Raw genomic sequence first — 15647 nt, forward strand, 5'->3', positions numbered from 1 at the left:
AACAATCCTTTACCGCAATGCACCCGAACGCGCCAGCGCCCCGATGCGATAAAGCCGCCAAAGCCCGACACAGGCCGCAAACAGGATCAAAACGCCAGAACCACGCGCCGTATATTGAATATCACCGGCCTCGGAAATCGCGCCAAGAAGCGTCCCGCCCAGTGCCATGCCACCAAAACTGGTCGCACTCCAGAAACTCATCACCCGACCCCGCAGGCGATTATCAACCGTCAGCTGCAAGGCCGTTTGTGACCCCACCCCGACAAGGGTCAATCCACCACCCGTGAGCGCGACCAACGGCACGGCAAGCTCGTACCACGGCGCAAAACCAAGTCCGGTCATGCCGACGGCGGCGGCAAACGCCCCAAGGATAGTCACCTTTTGATAGGCAATAGCATCTGATGAAATCCGCGACAGGATAAAGGTCGATGTCACCGCCCCGATCCCCGCACTTGATGCCAGCATGCCAAGCCCCGTGACCCCGCGGTCATAAACCGCCTCGGCAAAGACCGGCATCAGTTCAACCATGCCGGTCCCGACCAGCGAGACAAAGCAGGACAGCGCCAGAACCGATCGGATCATCGGGTGATTGAGCGCATAGTTTGCCCCGTCGACAAGCGATGTCCAGATCCGACGGCTTTTGGCATCGGGTGCGCGCTCCATGTGAATGGTCACCACCGAAATGACAAACACCATCGGAAGATAACTGATCGCGTTGATCATAAAGGCCGCCCCGGTGCCCCAGGTGGCAATCACCACCCCACCAACCGCAGGCCCGACCAGACGTGAGATATTGAAATTCATCGCCGCATAGGCGACCGCGCGATTCATGAAGGCACGCGGTACAATCACCGGCACCAGCGACAGGCGAATGGGCGTCATTGCACTGCCAAGAATTCCCATCGATCCGGCAAGTGCGACCATCCAGGGCAACGTCATCATGTCAGCATAGGACAGTCCCATCAAAAGGAACGAAACCGCAGCCTGCCCAAGATTAAGCAGCATGGCCGTGCGCCGCAGATCGACCCGATCGGCCATCACGCCGAAAATCGGCCCAAGGAAAAAGGCCGGGGCAAAATTAAGCGCGGCAATCACCCCGGTCCAAAGGGCCGATCCGGTCAAAGACCATGCCAGCCACGACATGGCGATTTTCTGAATCCACAATCCTTGTGTCGTGATGCATTGCCCGACAAGAAACAGCACAAAATTCCGATCGGAAAAAATCGATCTTTGTCCGCCATCCTGATCAGTGGCAGGCACACAATCAGGATTGTTTTGGTCCGAGCCTTTGGATGGATCTGGGGCAGGGTCGGGAACAGGCACAAGGCCTCCAATCATGGTGGGCGATCACAAACCGGGGTGGCGGTCATCACATTGTTGGCAGGGGATATGACCGGCCCGGATTTGATGGAAACCAGCGGGCAGATTAGCACGCCGATGTTTCATTATACGAAAGACGTGCCGTTCTGACACCAATTCGTGACAAATCGCAGATTGCACGCCTTCCAAAACCGGGGATTGCAACACATATCTATCTTAACCGAGACGTTATAAAAAACTGATAAAATCGTCCAAGAAACCAACGCTTTATACTGGGTTAGACCTCCGGCCGGGATATTTCCACGCATGGTTCAGACATTCCGCGATATCGAACGTGAAAAGTTCGCCATCAATCCGAAGACCTGCGAATGGACCCTTCGCGCGATGACGGCTTTGCGGGCCAATATCGACATCAATATCAAGATGCACGGCCCGCGCGACCATTTGTCGCAGGGCGACATTTTCATGTTCAATCACTTCGCCCGGTTTGAAACCTTTATCCCGCAATACCTGATCGCGCTCGAAACCGGGGTCTATTGCCGGTCGATCGCGTCGGGCGAGTTTTTTGTCCAGGACAATACTTTTTCGCGCTATCTCCGGGCGCTTGGCGGAGTTCCCAATAACTATGAACGCCTGTTGCCGTTTCTGGCCGAGGAAGTCCTGCGCGGTGGCAAGGTGGTTGTCTTTCCCGAAGGCGGCATGGTCAAGGATCGCCGGGTTCTGACCGATATACGGCCACACCCCAAACGCCCTGATTACAGCGTCTATTCCAGATCGGCAGATACCAGGCGCGCCCACCATACCGGTGCGGCCTTGCTTGGGCTTTGCATTGATGGCTTCAAGATCGGCCTATCCACCCTGATTGATCGGGGTAAAGCCGACGAACTCAACCGTTGGGCCGACATTTTGGAACGCAGTGAAGATGACCTGCGCGCGAGCCTTGCCAAGCCGACCTTGATGTTTCCGGCCAACATTACCTTCCATCCGCTGCGCGTTGATCAGAACCTTCTGGCACGCGCAGCTGACATGTTTACCGGTGGGCTCAGCCCCAAAATGGCCGAGGAAATGATCATCGAAGGCAATCTGATGTTCAAAAAGACCGATATGGACATCCGGTTGGGCGATCCGGTCAATCCGCGCGATCAGTTTAATTGGCTGGACCGCAGGCTGCTTGCCAAGCGGCTTGAGCAGGCCACCTGCATTGATGATCTGTTCAAGCCGGCCAAGACCCTTGAAAAGATCACCGAACGCGTCCCGCAATTTGCCATCACCCGGCATATCAAGCCGCTGCGCGATCATTGCATGTCGGTGATGTATTCCAATCTGACGATCAATGTCAGCCACCTGGCATCGCGCCTGATCATGATGTGGCTTGAGGATGGCGTAACCGAAGTTGATATAGGCCACTTTGACAGAACACTTTATCTCGCGATCAAGAATATCCAGCAGGCCGAAAACGTCCATTTGCATCGCGGCATGCGCAATCCGGCGGACTATGTCGGTATTTTTGAGCTCAATTGTCCTCAAATCCGCTTCTTTATCGACAGTGCGGTTCAGCTTGGCCTGATTGAACGTCGCGATCAGAAATATTGCTTCCTGCCCAAATTACAGGCCGAGGCCACCTTTGATCAGATCCGCATGGACAACCCGATCATGGTCTATGCCAATGAAATGGCCCCGATCCATGCCGCTTGGCAGGCCCTTGAACGCGCGCGGATCGAGGTCGACCACCTGAGCCCCACCGACATTGCCCATCGCCGTTTTGATGATGAAATTCTGGCTTGGCAGTGGAACCACACCAAGTTCCAAAAACCGAAATATGACGCAATCAACGCCCAGGAAACCGCAACGGCTGACAGCCGCCCCTATTTGCTGCTGCCCAACGGACAAAAGCAGTTTGCCTGTGGCGTGTTGCTTGTGCATGGCTTTTTGGCATCCCCGGCGGAGCTTCGCGAACTTGGCGAAAAATTTGCCGCCATGGGTCATGCGGTTATGGGGGTTCGTCTTGCCGGGCACGGCACATCACCCCATGAGTTGCAAAAACGCAAATGGACCGATTGGCTGGCATCGGTCCGGCGTGGCTATGAAATCCTGGCCCCGTTTTGCGATCAGGTGATCATTGTCGGGTTTTCAACCGGCGGCGCCCTGTCGGCCATTCATGCCGCTGATCATCCTGAAAAATTGCGGGCACTTGTCCTTGCCGGAACGCCGCTTAAATTCCGTAATCGCAATCTGATGTTTGTCCCACTGCTTTATGGTGCAAACAAACTGATGGGCTGGATGCCATCCGCGCAGGAACTTCTCAGTTTCCGGCCAAACGATTCCGAGCATCCCGAGATCAATTATCGCAACATTCCGATCGGCGGATTGCATCAGTTGCGCCAGACCGTGGCCGAGATGCAGCGGCGCCTGCCGGATCTCGATTGCCCGACCCTGATCCTGCAAGGTGATGGCGACAAGGTCGTCGATCCCGCCAGTGCGACTATGATCCGGCGTCTGGCAACCAATGCCAGCGACATTAACGTCCAGATGCTGAAATCCGATCGTCACGGCATTGTTAACGAAGACATCGACGGCGCACATGACCGGATTATCGACTTTGTGCAAAGCCACTGCGACCTGCAGGACACTCAAACAGAAGCCATCCCCGCAGAGTGATACTGCGCTCTGTTTTTCTTGACGAAAAATCTGACGCATCATAGTTTGGATCCATGGATACAAACTTGATCACAACAGCACTTCGCGAAGAGATCGAAGCTGGAAGCTTGCCCCCCGGTACGGTGCTTAAGCAGGAAAATCTCGCCGCGCGCTTTGGCGTAAGTCGTCAGCCGATTCGCCACGCCCTTGAACGGCTTCACGAATCCGGTTTGCTCGAAAAACGCCCGGATAGAAGTCTTGCCGTCACTGGACTGCGCAGCAAAGACGTGCAGGAGCTTAGTCAGATTCGCATTTCGCTTGAGGTCAGCGCACTTGAGCTGTCTGCACCTAACCTGAGCCCATCAGCACTGCGTAAGGCGCGTCGCCTAAACGAAGATCTGTTTGAAGAAGAAGATCCCGACATGCTGGCAGCGCTTGATCAGGAATTCCACGCGACCCTGTATGGCGCATGCGGCAATCAAAGGCTGCTGTCGATGATCGATGGATTTCGCGGAGAGGCCAAGCGTGCCTACGCCCTGCAACCCAAAGGGTCACGACCGCGAAGCGCGTTTTATGAAGAACATCAGCAAATCCTCGCCGCCCTTGAGGCCGGGGACATTGCGACCGCGCGTAAGGTTTTAACCACCCATATCGGCGTCACCGCCGGAACCCTGATCCCGATTGATAAGTCCTGAAGACCGAGGAGCCCCACCATGAGCAGTTTTGGCGCAGAAGTCATCTGGAAGCGCAAGGAAAGCGAGGTTTTCACTGATCGCCGATACTCGCGTGGTCATGTCTGGCGCTTTGATGGCGGGGTCGAAGTTCCGGCATCCTCATCCCCGCATGTGGTGCCCGTGCCATATTCGTTGGCAGAAAATGTCGACCCGGAAGAAGCCTTTGTCGCAGCCCTTTCAAGCTGCCACATGCTGTTTTTCCTGCATTTCGCATCCGATGCAGGGCTTTTGATTGATGCCTATGTCGATGACGCCAGCGGCATCATGGAAACGGTCGATGGCAAGACCATGATCACCAAGGTCACCCTAAAGCCCAAGGTCACCTATGGTGGCACAGCCCCTGATGTTGTGCTTGAGGATCAGCTGCATCACCGCGCCCATGAAGCTTGTTTTCTGGCCAATTCGGTCAAGACCGAAGTCGTGACCGAGCCGGTCCGCTAAACACAACTTTTGTAAACAGCCTAAGCTTCCAACGGTTTCTGCGCGCATATCGCATAGCGATGCTGTGCGCCACGTTCCAGGCCCTTGGCGAAGCTGATGTGTTTTTTCTGCGCGCTGTGAATGCGTTTCAGATCGAAATCCACCGCAATCGGATCGAACCCGGTTTTGCGCAGCATGGCCTCAACAGCATCTGCCCGCGCCCCGTTTGAAAAATGCACGCGGGCCAGAATATCTTGATGGGTCTGCATCTGCGGAATCGCCTCGACCGGTTTTCGCAAACCAAGGGTTTCAAGGAAACCCGCCATCGCCTTGTTGAACTTCGTCGCCCAGGTCGGGGAGACAAAATCACCATCAACCACCAAAAGTTTCCCACCAGGTTTAAGAACCCGGAACCATTCGGCAAAGGCCGCAGCCGGATCAACAAGCGTCCAGACCAGATGACGAGTGACGATCACGTCATAACTGTTGTCTGCTTCAAGCGTATTTTCCGCATCGCCAAGCAAAAATGTGATTTTTGATCCGCGCTGCCTTGATTTGGCGCGCGCCTTTTCAAGCATCGCCTCCGACCAGTCCATGCCGGTCACGTTAAATCCAAGATCATGCATCAGATGGCTGATAACCCCGGTGCCACTTGCCAGATCAAGCGCCTTGCGCCCGTCACCCTTGCCGAAATGACGTTCAAACAAGGTATGCCACGCGCTGCGTTCGGCTTCTGAGAAAATCTCGTGGCCGGGCTGTTCGTCAAATGTGGCCGCGCGCATTGACCAATATTCCTTGATCTCTTCGCGCAGGTTGAAGTTGCTGGCCTGATTCATGGTCTTGATGCTCTCTTGGCGGAATACCCGGATTTCTGCGGGCTAGTTAAATCTCACAGCGATAATTGCGCAATCACTAAAAACAAATGATTTGCATTATCATTGCGAAAAAGATTGATTTTCATTCTCAATAACTGATAAATCGCTCGACAGGCAATCCTAATCTGAGGGAACGGGAATGAAATTTTTGGGTGTATTTGCTGCTCTGACCATGCTGGTCACAGGCACCGCACAGGCAGCAGAATCGGTCACGGTGACCGACGTTACCGGACGTGAAGTTACAGTCGAAGTACCAGTTCAGAAGGTCATTCTGGGCGAAGGCCGCCTGATCTATGGTCTGGCGACACTCGACAGTGAAGACCCGTTCCAGCGCGTTGTCGGCTGGCGCGATGACCTGAAAAAGGCTGATCCGCAGACCTACGACATCTATGCTGCGAAATACCCGCGCATTGACGACATTCCGACCTTTGGCGGCATTAAAGACGGCACGTTCGACATCGAACAGGCCATTTCGGTCAATCCGGACGTCGTGATCATGAACCTTGAAGCCAAGGCTGCCACCGAAGACGGCGGTTTTGACGAAAAACTGGCTGCTGTCGGCATTCCGCTGGTCTATATCGACTTCCGCGAAGCGCCGATGAAAAATACCGACACCAGCATGAAGATCCTCGGCCAACTGACCGGTAAGGAAGATCGTGCGGCCGAATTCATCAAATTCCGTTCTGACAGCATCAAGAACGTGACCGATCGCATTGCCAAGGCAAATCCGGAAAAACCGCAAGTCTTCATTGAACGTGCTGCGGGTTATTCCGATGAATGCTGCATGTCGTTTGGCAACGAGAACTTCGGCACCATGGTCGAAATGGCTGGCGGCGTGAACATCGCAGCATCCATTATCCCGGGCACCTTTGGCACGATCAACCCGGAACAGGTTGTGGCCTCCAACCCCGATCAGTTCGTTGGTACCGGTGCCAGCTGGGAAGCCTATTCCCCGGGTGGCGCATGGGTCGGTCTTGGCCCGGATGCCGATATGGTTGAAGCACGCCGCAAACTGGTTGGCTTGATGGAACGCCCGGCCTTCACCGGCATCAAGGCGGTCGAGAACGGCGAAATTCATGCTGTCTGGCACCAGTTCTATAACAGCCCGTACCAGTTCGTAGTGATCGAACAGATGGCGAAATGGTTCCACCCGGACCTGTTTGCCGATATCGATCCGGAAGCAACCTTCAAGGAACTGCACGAACGCTTCCTGCCGCTGGATTACCAGCCGGGCTACTTCATCTCGATCAGTGATACAGCCACAAACTAATGACGACCAACCAACTCAGTGTCGAAGCCGGGAGCGTGCATTACAAGGCACGCTCCCTGCGTCGTTTCATGCTCCTGCTTGCAATGGCGGGCGCATTGTTTCTTTCATTTGCCATCGATCTGGCAACGGGCCCGGCGAACTATCCATTATCCGACGTGATCGCCACCCTGCTTGATCCTTCGTCGGCGATTGATCAGTTACGCGTGGTGATCTGGGATATCCGCATGCCGGTCGCACTCATGGCGTTGACCGTGGGCGCGGCGCTGTCGACCGCTGGCGCACAGATGCAGACCATCCTTGCCAACCCGCTGGCTAGCCCGTTTACGTTGGGCATTTCAGCCGCCGCCGGGTTTGGCGCGGCACTGGCGCTTGTACTGGGGGTCGCCCTTCTGCCGGCCTTTGTCGAATTCATCATTCCGCTCAATGCCTTCATCATGGCGATGGGCACGGCCCTGATCATTCATTTCTTCAGCCGCATGCGTGGGGTGACGGTTGAAACCATCGTGTTGCTTGGCATTGCGCTGGTCTTTACCTTCAATGCGCTTCTGGCCCTTTTGCAGTATCTGGCAAGTGAACAGGCGTTGGCGGCTGTTGTCTTCTGGACCATGGGGTCACTGGTCAAGGCGACCTGGACCAAGGTTGCGGTGACCGCCATTGCTGTCGTTATCGCCATTCCGCTGTTTGCCCGTCAGGCATGGGCACTGACCGCCCTTCGTCTGGGTGATGCCAAGGCGGAGAGCTTTGGGGTGAATGTGCAGGGGCTTCGCCTGCGCACCATGCTGATTGTAAGCCTTCTGGCTGCCATTCCGGTTTCCTTTGTCGGCACCATCGGCTTCATCGGGCTTGTCGGGCCACATATTGCCCGCATGCTGGTGGGCGAAGATCAACGCTTCTTCCTGCCGGCATCGATCCTGTGCGGTGCCCTGATCCTGTCGGCAACATCCGTGTTGTCAAAGCTGCTGATCCCGGGCGCCATCCTGCCCATCGGGGTAATTACCGCCCTTGTCGGTGTACCCTTCTTCTTCTCGCTGATTTTCGCAAGTCGGAGGAAATCATGGTAACGCTGCGTCTCGAAAATATCGGAACCCGTTATGGCAAGGTGCAGGTGGTATCTGATGTTACCACCCCGACCATCCAGCCAGGCACTGTAACTGCCGTCATCGGCCCGAATGCAGCCGGCAAATCAAGCCTGTTTCGCCGCGTGGCCGGCCTTGCAAAGGGCGATGGTATTGTTGACCTCGGATCACACCGCAAGGAACGCAATACGATTTGTTATATGCCCCAGGATACCGGCTCAACCGCGGTGTTGTCGGTCTATGAATCGATCATTCTGGCCGCCAAGCAGGGATCAAGCCTGCGCGTGCGGGCAGATGAACTGGCCCGGATTGATGATATTCTGGCCGCCCTTCGTATTGGCGATCTCGCCGCGCGTAACTTGGGCGAGCTGAGCGGCGGGCAACGCCAGTTGGTCGCGATTGCCCAGACATTGGTGCGTGATCCGAAAATCCTTTTGATGGATGAACCGACATCAGCACTTGATCTGCATCGCCAAATGGAAGTCCTGTCCTTTATGCGCGATGTCGCCAAAGGGCAGAACATCATTGTCCTGATCGCCATTCACGACCTCAACCACGCCCTGCAATATTGTGATCAGGCCATGGCCATTCGCAATGGCAAGATGGTCGCGTTCGGTCCGTGTTCTGATGTCATCGACAGTGACCTTCTGCGCGATGTCTATCAGGTTGATGGGCATGTCGAACTCAATTCGCTTGGCCATCCGCATATCGTCCTGCGCGGCCCGAGCGATGAAACCAACAGTCGGCACAATACGGCCACGGCCCGCAAGACCCTGACGGAGGTCGCACAGGCTGCACAATAGAAAGGTGCACCTTTCCCTGTGATTAAAAACTTTGCATTTGAGGCATTTTCTGGTTCCATGGACAAATGATGATCATGCATCGCAACAGCGTCATGTTTGGCGCTGTTTTCCTTTGCGGACAGGGGCAAAAATTCCTGGCGATGTCTTTCATGCTTCAGGAGGCAGAACTTGCAGACCGGCGCGCCATTCAGTTTTGAACGCTTTACCTTTCCCGACCTGAAAACCCTGTTGGCAAAGGCAAGCCCGCTTCGGTCCGGCGATTTGCTCGCCGGGCTTGCGGCAAGTTCGGATGAAGAACGGGTAGCAGCGCGCTTTGCGCTGGCCGATGTGCCGCTCAAACGGTTTCTGAGCGAGGCACTGGTTCCCTACGAGGATGACGACGTCACGCGCATGATTATTGATGATCACGATGCAGATGCCTTTGCACCGGTATCCTCGATGACCGTCGGTGATTTTCGCAACTGGCTTCTGACCGATGACGCCACCCCCGAAGTACTTAAACATCTGGCACCCGGCCTGACACCGGAAATGGTCGCGGCGGTATCAAAACTGATGCGCAATCAGGACCTGATCGCGGTTGCCAAGAAATGCCATGTGGTGACGGCCTTTCGCAACACTATCGGCCTGCCCGGCCATCTTTCGGTGCGCCTGCAACCCAATCATCCGACTGATGATCCTGCGGGTGTTGCGGCCTCGATCCTTGACGGTCTGATGCATGGCAGCGGCGATGCGGTCATTGGCATCAACCCGGCCACTGACAGCCCGGAAGCGATGATTGAGCTTCTCAAACTGATTGATGAAGTTCGCGAACGGATCGATATCCCGACCCAGTCGTGCGTTTTGGCCCATGTCACGACGGTGATTGATGTTATGGCGCGCAATGCCCCGGTTGATCTGGTGTTCCAGTCGATTGCCGGCACGCAAAAGGCCAATGAAAGCTTTGGCATCACCCAGGCCATGCTGGCCGAGGCCGAAGACGCCGCCAAGGGGCTTAAGCGCGGCACGGTCGGCAACAATGTCATGTATTTTGAAACCGGGCAGGGTGCTGCGCTTTCGGCCGATGCCCACGAAGGCATCGATCAGCAAACTGTCGAGGCGCGCGCCTATGCGGTCGCGCGCAAATACTCGCCGCTTCTGGTCAATACGGTGGTCGGCTTCATCGGTCCGGAATATCTGTTTGATGGCAAACAGATCACCCGTGCCGGGCTTGAAGATCACTTTTGTGGCAAGTTGCTTGGCGTGCCGATGGGTTGTGATGTTTGCTATACCAACCATGCCGAGGCCGATCAGGATGACATGGACAACCTGTTGACCCTTCTGGGGGTTGCTGGCTGTAACTTCGTCATCGGCGTCCCCGGTGCAGATGACATCATGCTCAATTACCAAAGCACAAGCTTCCATGATGCGATGTATCTGCGCTCTGTACTGGGTCTGCAACCGGCCCCGGAATTTGCCGCCTGGCTGCGCAAGATGGAAATCCTTGATCAGCATGGCCGTACCCGTCCACAACTTGACGGGCAGGCAGCGCAAAACCTTCTGGCATGGTCGGGGGCCGCTTAAATGAGCAATCTGACCAACAAGAAAATCCCAAGCGGCCTTGATCCCTGGAACACGCTTCGTGCCCATACCGATGCCCGTATCGGCCTTGGCCGGGTGGGTGACGGGCTGCCGACCGAACGGTTGCTTGAATTCCAGATGGCGCATGCACGCGCCCGGGATTCGGTGCATATGGCGTTTGAACCCAACTCCGTGCGCGACCAGCTTGACGGGGTTGATCACGCAATCCTTGATGTCCATTCCGCCGCACAGGATCGCCCGACCTATCTGCAGCGACCCGATCTTGGCCGGTTGCTGGACGAAGACTCTGTTGCTGCGCTTGGCAAGCATGCCGGGGACTATGACGTTGCCTTCATTCTGACCGATGGCTTGTCTGCCCGCGCCACCCATGACCATGCAGCCAATACCTTAAAGCTGATCCTTGATCACTTGGGGGAAAGCTGGTCGGTCGCCCCGATCACACTGGCCACCCAGTCACGTGTCGGACTGGGTGATGAAATTGGCGCAGCACTAGGCGCCAAGCTGACCGTGATGCTGATCGGCGAACGCCCAGGCCTGTCGAGCGCAGATTCGCTTGGCTGCTATCTGACCTGGGGGCCAAGGCGCGGAAGGTCGAACGCAGATCGCAACTGTGTTTCCAACATACGACCGGCTGGCCTGCCCCCGGAAAAGGCTGCGAAAAAGATCGCTTATCTGATGACAGAATCCCGCAAGATGGGTCTGTCGGGTGTGGCGCTCAAGGACAACTCATCCAACCCGGAACTGATCGAAGGCTAGGCATGCGGGCGCGAAGGCAGCCCTTTGTTTGCCCTCATCAGCCCTGAAGGGCCTCAAGACCGTCTGCCACCATCACCGGATCAAACTCGGTGATGTGGTAATCGGCCAGATCATGTTGATGGAACGGATCGCGGGTCAGTTCATCTTCCAGTGCGGCGCGATCCCCCTTGGCAAGGATCACCCCGCCATCACGCGGGATCTTGCGCCCAGATGCCAGAAACATGCCCTTTGCATAGGCCTGCTTTAGCCAGGCAATATGGTCTTCGATATGCGCATCGACCTGTTCAAGCGGAACCTTGTAGTTCAGCGAGACAACAAACATTGCTGATTTTCCCTGTTAGAGTCTAAGGGTTTGGGTTGCGCACAATCCGGCGTTTCGACGCTGATCACAAATCACATTTTGGCGATCAAGCAGCTTTATGCACCGTCCGTTTTGCTCCCCATCCGGGTAAGAAGACGTTCGATACGATCTGCATGGGCGGCTTCCACGCGGGCCAGGCTTTCAAACCATGCAGCGATATCTTCCAAGCCCTCCTCACGGGCAATACGGGCCATTTCGGGATAGGCCGTTTCGGCCTCGTCCTTTTCCTGCGCGATGGCCGCTTCAAGGTTCAGGCGGGTGGTGCCCAGTTCTTTGCCGGTCAAAGGATCGCCAGCCGTTTCAAGAAATTCCAGATGGCCGAATGCATGGCCGGTTTCGGCCTCAGCTGCGGTGCGAAACAGCTCGGCTGCCTCGGTATAGCCTTCGATGTCGGCCTGCTGGGCAAAGTAAAGATAACGACGATTGGTTTGTGCCTCGGCGGCAAAGGCCGCGCGCAGGTTTGCCTCGGTACGTGTTCCCTTAAGCGCCATGTGCGCTGTTCCTTGTTATTGTTCGCCCAATACAGCGTTGTTGTATGAGCCAAAGTCGCAAAAATTAAGGCGGCAAAACCAAGTGGTCTTGCCGCCCTTTATGTGTCGTGAAATCCGCCACCGTCAAGCAGAGCAGGGGCAATTGCACTGATCAGGTGTCAGATTTCATCTGCCTGTCACCTGCGCAAGGCTTGCGCAAATAACGGCCGCGCGATGTCTTAGGCTGCGTCCTTCGCCGCCTGGTTGCGACGCAGTCGGAATACCAGATCAACCGATGCCAGTTCCGTGCCGTTGGGCATGTTCGGAATGTTGGCGATCTTGACGTCACCTGCCGGAATGTCGGACAGCATGCCGTCTTCTTCGCAATAGAAATGGTAATGCGGTTCGGTGTTGGTATCGAAATAGGACCGACCCGAATCAATCACGATTTCATTGAGAAGGCGCGCATCGGTGAACTGGTGCAGGGTGTTGTAAACCGTTGCCAGCGATACCTTGATATTGTTGCTCATGGCTTCGGAATGCAGCTGTTCTGCTGTGACATGACGATGGCCGTCATCAAACAGCAAACGTGCCAGTGCCAGACGCTGACGCGTCGGACGCAGATTGGCATCCTTGAGCCGGTTAAGCGCGTTGGTATATGGACGCGATGTATGTCCCATAGCTTTGCCCCTTTGTCGTGGTCGGGCCAAAATCATAATGGCCCTAATGAATGCTGGGGACAGACTAAAGAACCCGGACGCGTTGTTCTTTGATTTTGATCAACTATAATCGCGGGATGAAATACTGCGAAAAACAAACAAAAAGGGCCGGTAAAAACCGGCCCTTTTTTATTTGGTCTGACGTCAGGATCAATCGCCCGTCATGATGCGGTCGACCAGTTCCTTCACAGTCGGAATATTGCCGTTGGCGTAGAACGGGTCTTCGCCAAACTTGTAGGCATTGTGACCGGCAAACATCAGTTCATTTTCGACTTTGGCGCCATGGGCAATGCTCTGGAGCGTCTTCTGGATACAGAAGGAACGCGGGTCAGCACGTTTGCCAGTGGTGCCTTCATGCTGTTCCCAGTTGGAGAACTGGCACTGTGACAGGCACCCCATGCAGTCGATCTGGTCTTTCTTGATCGTCAGTGCGCTTTCCGGGGTGACAAACACCATGGTGTCATCCGGGGTCGGCATGCCTTCGGTATAGCCAGCTTCAAGCCAAGCCTTGACCTTGTCGGCATCGTCTTCACGCACATAGATCGGACGACCACGACGGCCCAGCGGAATACCGACATGCAGATCCGCCTCGGCGGTACGTGAATAGCGTACCTGACGATCAGAACGCTGATGCAGATCTTCAAGGAACGCATTGCGCACAGCCGAGCTATAGAAACCAGTCGGGCTGAATTTATGCAGCGACACGTCACCATTCTTAAGACTGGTCAGGCGCTGTTTCCATTCGTCGGAAATCTCGCTTTCCTGTGTCAGAAGCGGACGAGTCCCGAACTGGAAGGCCACCGGGGCCACTTCGGGATTGTCGATCCAGTCTTCGAAATCACGCAGGAACCAGACACCGCCTGCCATGATGATCGGAACATCATTCAGACCAACGGAGTTCATGAATTCACGAAGGGCTGCAACACGCGGGAACGGATCCTCGGGCACAAGCGGATCTTCGGAATTCGACAGACCATTATGACCACCAGCGCGCCACGGATCTTCGTAAACCACGCCACCCAGCCATTCCGGGGTCTTTTTATAGGCCCGCAGCCACAATGCGCGGAAAGCACGGGCTGACGAGACAATCGGATAATAGTGAACGCCGTATTGCGCAGAAATCTGAGCAATCTTGTAGGGCATGCCGGCACCACAGGTTACCCCGTGGATCAGGCCTTTGGCACCTTCAAGAACGCCGTGAAGGATCGGTTCGGCACCGCCCATTTCCCACAATACGTTCATGTGCAGACGGCCTTCGCCGTTCCGCATTTCATGTGCGATCTGTGCTTGTGCAATACCACCACGAATGCCGTAGGCAATCAGTTCCTGATGGCGGTCACTGCGGGTTTTTCCTGCATATTCGATCGGGACCAGATTGCCGTTCTCATCATAAGAATCGGCATTCACAGCGGAAAAAGTCCCGATACCACCGGCAGCAGCCCATGCGCCGGAACTTTTACCCGTCGATACAGCAACGCCTTTGCCACCTTCGATAACTGGCAAGACTTCTTTACCCGACATGACGAGCGGTTTAAGGGCTTTCAAATTCGTCTCTCCCATTCGGCCTTTGCCCGCGATGCTATGGCATCGCGCAGAGTGCCGGACGACGTCGCGTTTTTATCGTCGTCCGGCATCCCGTTTGCTTTATTCGGCGTCGCCTGCGTCGAGGTCGGCACCGGTTTCCTGGTCAACACGTTTCATCGACAGTTTGATTTTGCCGCGATCATCGAAACCGATGACTTTGACCTTAACCTGGTCGCCTTCTTTCACGATGTCCGAAACCTGTTTGACACGCTCAGGTGCCAGTTCGGAAATGTGAACCAGACCGTCACGCGCACCAAAGAAGTTCACGAATGCGCCGAAATCGACAGCCTTAACGACCTTACCATCATAGATATGATTCAATTCAGGTTCCGCAACGATGGATTTGATCCAATCCACGGCCTGCTTGCCTTTTGCACCGTCGGTATGTGCGACAGTGATCGAACCATCATCTTCAATATCAACCTTTGCACCGGTCTCTTCGCAGATTTCGCGAATGACCTTACCGCCCGAACCGATGACATCACGAATTTTGTCTTTCGGGATCGAGAACTGGGTGATGGTCGGGGCGTTACCCGAAACTTCACCACGTGCTTCCGGAAGGGCTTTGGCCATTTCACCAAGAATGTGCAGACGACCATCGCGGGCCTGCTTCAGGGCGATCTGCATGATGTCCGGGGTTACCGAGGTGATCTTGATGTCCATCTGCAGCGAGGTAATGCCGTTTTCGGTACCAGCAACCTTGAAGTCCATGTCACCAAGGTGATCTTCATCACCCATGATGTCGGACAGAACTGCGAAATCTTCGGCTTCCTTGATCAGGCCCATGGCGATACCCGCAACCGGGCGTGCCAGCGGAACACCGGCATCCATCATCGCAAGCGAGCTTGCGCAAACGGTTGCCATCGAGGAAGAACCGTTTGATTCGGTGACTTCGGAAACGATACGGGTGGTGTACGGGAAGGCATCCTTGCCCGGCATCAGCGGGTGCAGGGCACGCCATGCCAGTTTACCGTGACCGATTTCACGACGGCCCGGCGAACCCATGCGGCCAGCTTCACCAACCGAGTAGGGCGGGAAGTTGTA

Annotated in this window: 15 protein-coding genes; 8 read left to right on the forward strand and 7 right to left on the reverse strand. The window is 55.5% G+C overall.

Going from position 1 to position 15647, the window contains the following annotated elements:
* Window positions 1-9: 9 nt before the first annotated feature.
* A complete protein-coding gene (locus B2T33_RS05875; protein ID WP_286791359.1) occupies window positions 10-1260 on the reverse strand; it encodes an MFS transporter in 1251 nt (416 codons plus the stop codon).
* Window positions 1261-1626: 366 nt separating this feature from the next.
* On the opposite strand from B2T33_RS05875, the gene B2T33_RS05880 reads away from it, so the two are divergent.
* From B2T33_RS05880 to B2T33_RS05890, 3 genes are read left to right on the forward strand one after another with little or no spacing between them, the layout of a single operon-like run.
* The gene (locus tag B2T33_RS05880) at window positions 1627-3978 is read left to right on the forward strand and encodes an alpha/beta fold hydrolase (RefSeq protein WP_286791366.1); all 2352 of its coding nucleotides are present in this window, start codon (window positions 1627-1629) and stop codon (window positions 3976-3978) included.
* A 53-nt stretch (window positions 3979-4031) separates the two neighbouring features.
* Window positions 4032-4652: a GntR family transcriptional regulator gene (locus tag B2T33_RS05885; protein WP_286791369.1), complete on the forward strand. Its 621-nt coding sequence runs from the start codon at window positions 4032-4034 to the stop codon at window positions 4650-4652.
* 18 nt (window positions 4653-4670) lie between these two features.
* Complete coding sequence (locus B2T33_RS05890) at window positions 4671-5132, forward strand: OsmC family protein (RefSeq protein WP_286791370.1); 462 nt, start codon at window positions 4671-4673, stop codon at window positions 5130-5132.
* 20 nt (window positions 5133-5152) lie between these two features.
* On the opposite strand, the gene B2T33_RS05895 is transcribed toward B2T33_RS05890, so the two are convergent.
* Window positions 5153-5947 carry a class I SAM-dependent methyltransferase gene (locus B2T33_RS05895; protein WP_286791375.1) on the reverse strand — a complete coding sequence of 265 codons (795 nt, stop codon included), beginning with the start codon at window positions 5945-5947 and terminating at the stop codon, window positions 5153-5155.
* A gap of 178 nt (window positions 5948-6125) precedes the next feature.
* Here B2T33_RS05895 and B2T33_RS05900 point away from each other — a divergent pair, with 178 nt between their 5' ends.
* From B2T33_RS05900 to eutC, 5 genes are all read left to right on the forward strand, one after another.
* Window positions 6126-7256: an ABC transporter substrate-binding protein gene (locus B2T33_RS05900; protein WP_008888885.1), complete on the forward strand. Its 1131-nt coding sequence runs from the start codon at window positions 6126-6128 to the stop codon at window positions 7254-7256.
* Window positions 7256-8317, forward strand: coding sequence for a FecCD family ABC transporter permease (locus tag B2T33_RS05905; protein ID WP_286791380.1), 1062 nt, complete (start codon window positions 7256-7258; stop codon window positions 8315-8317). Before B2T33_RS05900 ends, B2T33_RS05905 begins: the two co-directional genes overlap by 1 nt.
* Entirely contained in the window at window positions 8311-9135 is an 825-nt protein-coding gene (locus B2T33_RS05910; RefSeq protein ID WP_008888883.1) for an ABC transporter ATP-binding protein, read from the forward strand. Before B2T33_RS05905 ends, B2T33_RS05910 begins: the two co-directional genes overlap by 7 nt.
* 168 nt (window positions 9136-9303) lie before the next feature.
* Window positions 9304-10695, forward strand: coding sequence for an ethanolamine ammonia-lyase subunit EutB (locus tag B2T33_RS05915; RefSeq protein ID WP_286791393.1), 1392 nt, complete (start codon window positions 9304-9306; stop codon window positions 10693-10695).
* Window positions 10696-11469 (forward strand): ethanolamine ammonia-lyase subunit EutC, encoded by a 774-nt coding sequence (gene eutC / locus B2T33_RS05920; protein ID WP_286791396.1) that lies wholly within the window; start codon window positions 10696-10698, stop codon window positions 11467-11469.
* Window positions 11470-11506: 37 nt separating this feature from the next.
* Here the strand turns inward: eutC and B2T33_RS05925 are convergent, their stop codons facing one another.
* The 5 genes from B2T33_RS05925 to pnp form a co-directional block, all read right to left on the reverse strand.
* Window positions 11507-11791: a YciI family protein gene (locus B2T33_RS05925; protein ID WP_286791398.1), complete on the reverse strand. Its 285-nt coding sequence runs from the start codon at window positions 11789-11791 to the stop codon at window positions 11507-11509.
* Window positions 11792-11886: 95 nt separating this feature from the next.
* Window positions 11887-12321, reverse strand: a complete 435-nt coding sequence (locus B2T33_RS05930; RefSeq protein ID WP_064787992.1) for a rubrerythrin family protein — start codon at window positions 12319-12321, stop codon at window positions 11887-11889.
* Between the two features lie 218 nt (window positions 12322-12539).
* Window positions 12540-12980: an iron response transcriptional regulator IrrA gene (gene irrA / locus B2T33_RS05935; protein ID WP_063086087.1), complete on the reverse strand. Its 441-nt coding sequence runs from the start codon at window positions 12978-12980 to the stop codon at window positions 12540-12542.
* A gap of 189 nt (window positions 12981-13169) precedes the next feature.
* Complete coding sequence (locus B2T33_RS05940; RefSeq protein ID WP_008888877.1) at window positions 13170-14564, reverse strand: NAD(P)H-dependent flavin oxidoreductase; 1395 nt, start codon at window positions 14562-14564, stop codon at window positions 13170-13172.
* 99 nt (window positions 14565-14663) lie between these two features.
* On the reverse strand, window positions 14664-15647 hold a 984-nt coding region (gene pnp / locus B2T33_RS05945), incomplete at its 5' end, for a polyribonucleotide nucleotidyltransferase (protein WP_286791411.1).

Origin of the sequence: Thalassospira sp. UBA4513 (assembly GCF_002388495.1) — a bacterium.
Lineage (GTDB): Bacteria > Pseudomonadota > Alphaproteobacteria > Rhodospirillales > Thalassospiraceae > Thalassospira > Thalassospira tepidiphila.

What these genes read in the sequence shown, in the direction of transcription:
- B2T33_RS05880 (WP_286791366.1), top strand. Translation starts at nt 1,627, where the DNA reads ATGGTTCAGACATTCCGCGATATCGAACGTGAAAAGTTCGCCATCAAT.
- B2T33_RS05885 (WP_286791369.1), top strand. Translation starts at nt 4,032, where the DNA reads ATGGATACAAACTTGATCACAACAGCACTTCGCGAAGAGATCGAAGCT.
- B2T33_RS05890 (WP_286791370.1), top strand. Translation starts at nt 4,671, where the DNA reads ATGAGCAGTTTTGGCGCAGAAGTCATCTGGAAGCGCAAGGAAAGCGAG.
- B2T33_RS05895 (WP_286791375.1), bottom strand. Translation starts at nt 5,947, where the DNA reads ATGAATCAGGCCAGCAACTTCAACCTGCGCGAAGAGATCAAGGAATAT.
- B2T33_RS05900 (WP_008888885.1), top strand. Translation starts at nt 6,126, where the DNA reads ATGAAATTTTTGGGTGTATTTGCTGCTCTGACCATGCTGGTCACAGGC.
- B2T33_RS05905 (WP_286791380.1), top strand. Translation starts at nt 7,256, where the DNA reads ATGACGACCAACCAACTCAGTGTCGAAGCCGGGAGCGTGCATTACAAG.
- B2T33_RS05910 (WP_008888883.1), top strand. Translation starts at nt 8,311, where the DNA reads ATGGTAACGCTGCGTCTCGAAAATATCGGAACCCGTTATGGCAAGGTG.
- eutC (WP_286791396.1), top strand. Translation starts at nt 10,696, where the DNA reads ATGAGCAATCTGACCAACAAGAAAATCCCAAGCGGCCTTGATCCCTGG.
- B2T33_RS05925 (WP_286791398.1), bottom strand. Translation starts at nt 11,791, where the DNA reads ATGTTTGTTGTCTCGCTGAACTACAAGGTTCCGCTTGAACAGGTCGAT.
- B2T33_RS05930 (WP_064787992.1), bottom strand. Translation starts at nt 12,321, where the DNA reads ATGGCGCTTAAGGGAACACGTACCGAGGCAAACCTGCGCGCGGCCTTT.
- irrA (WP_063086087.1), bottom strand. Translation starts at nt 12,980, where the DNA reads ATGGGACATACATCGCGTCCATATACCAACGCGCTTAACCGGCTCAAG.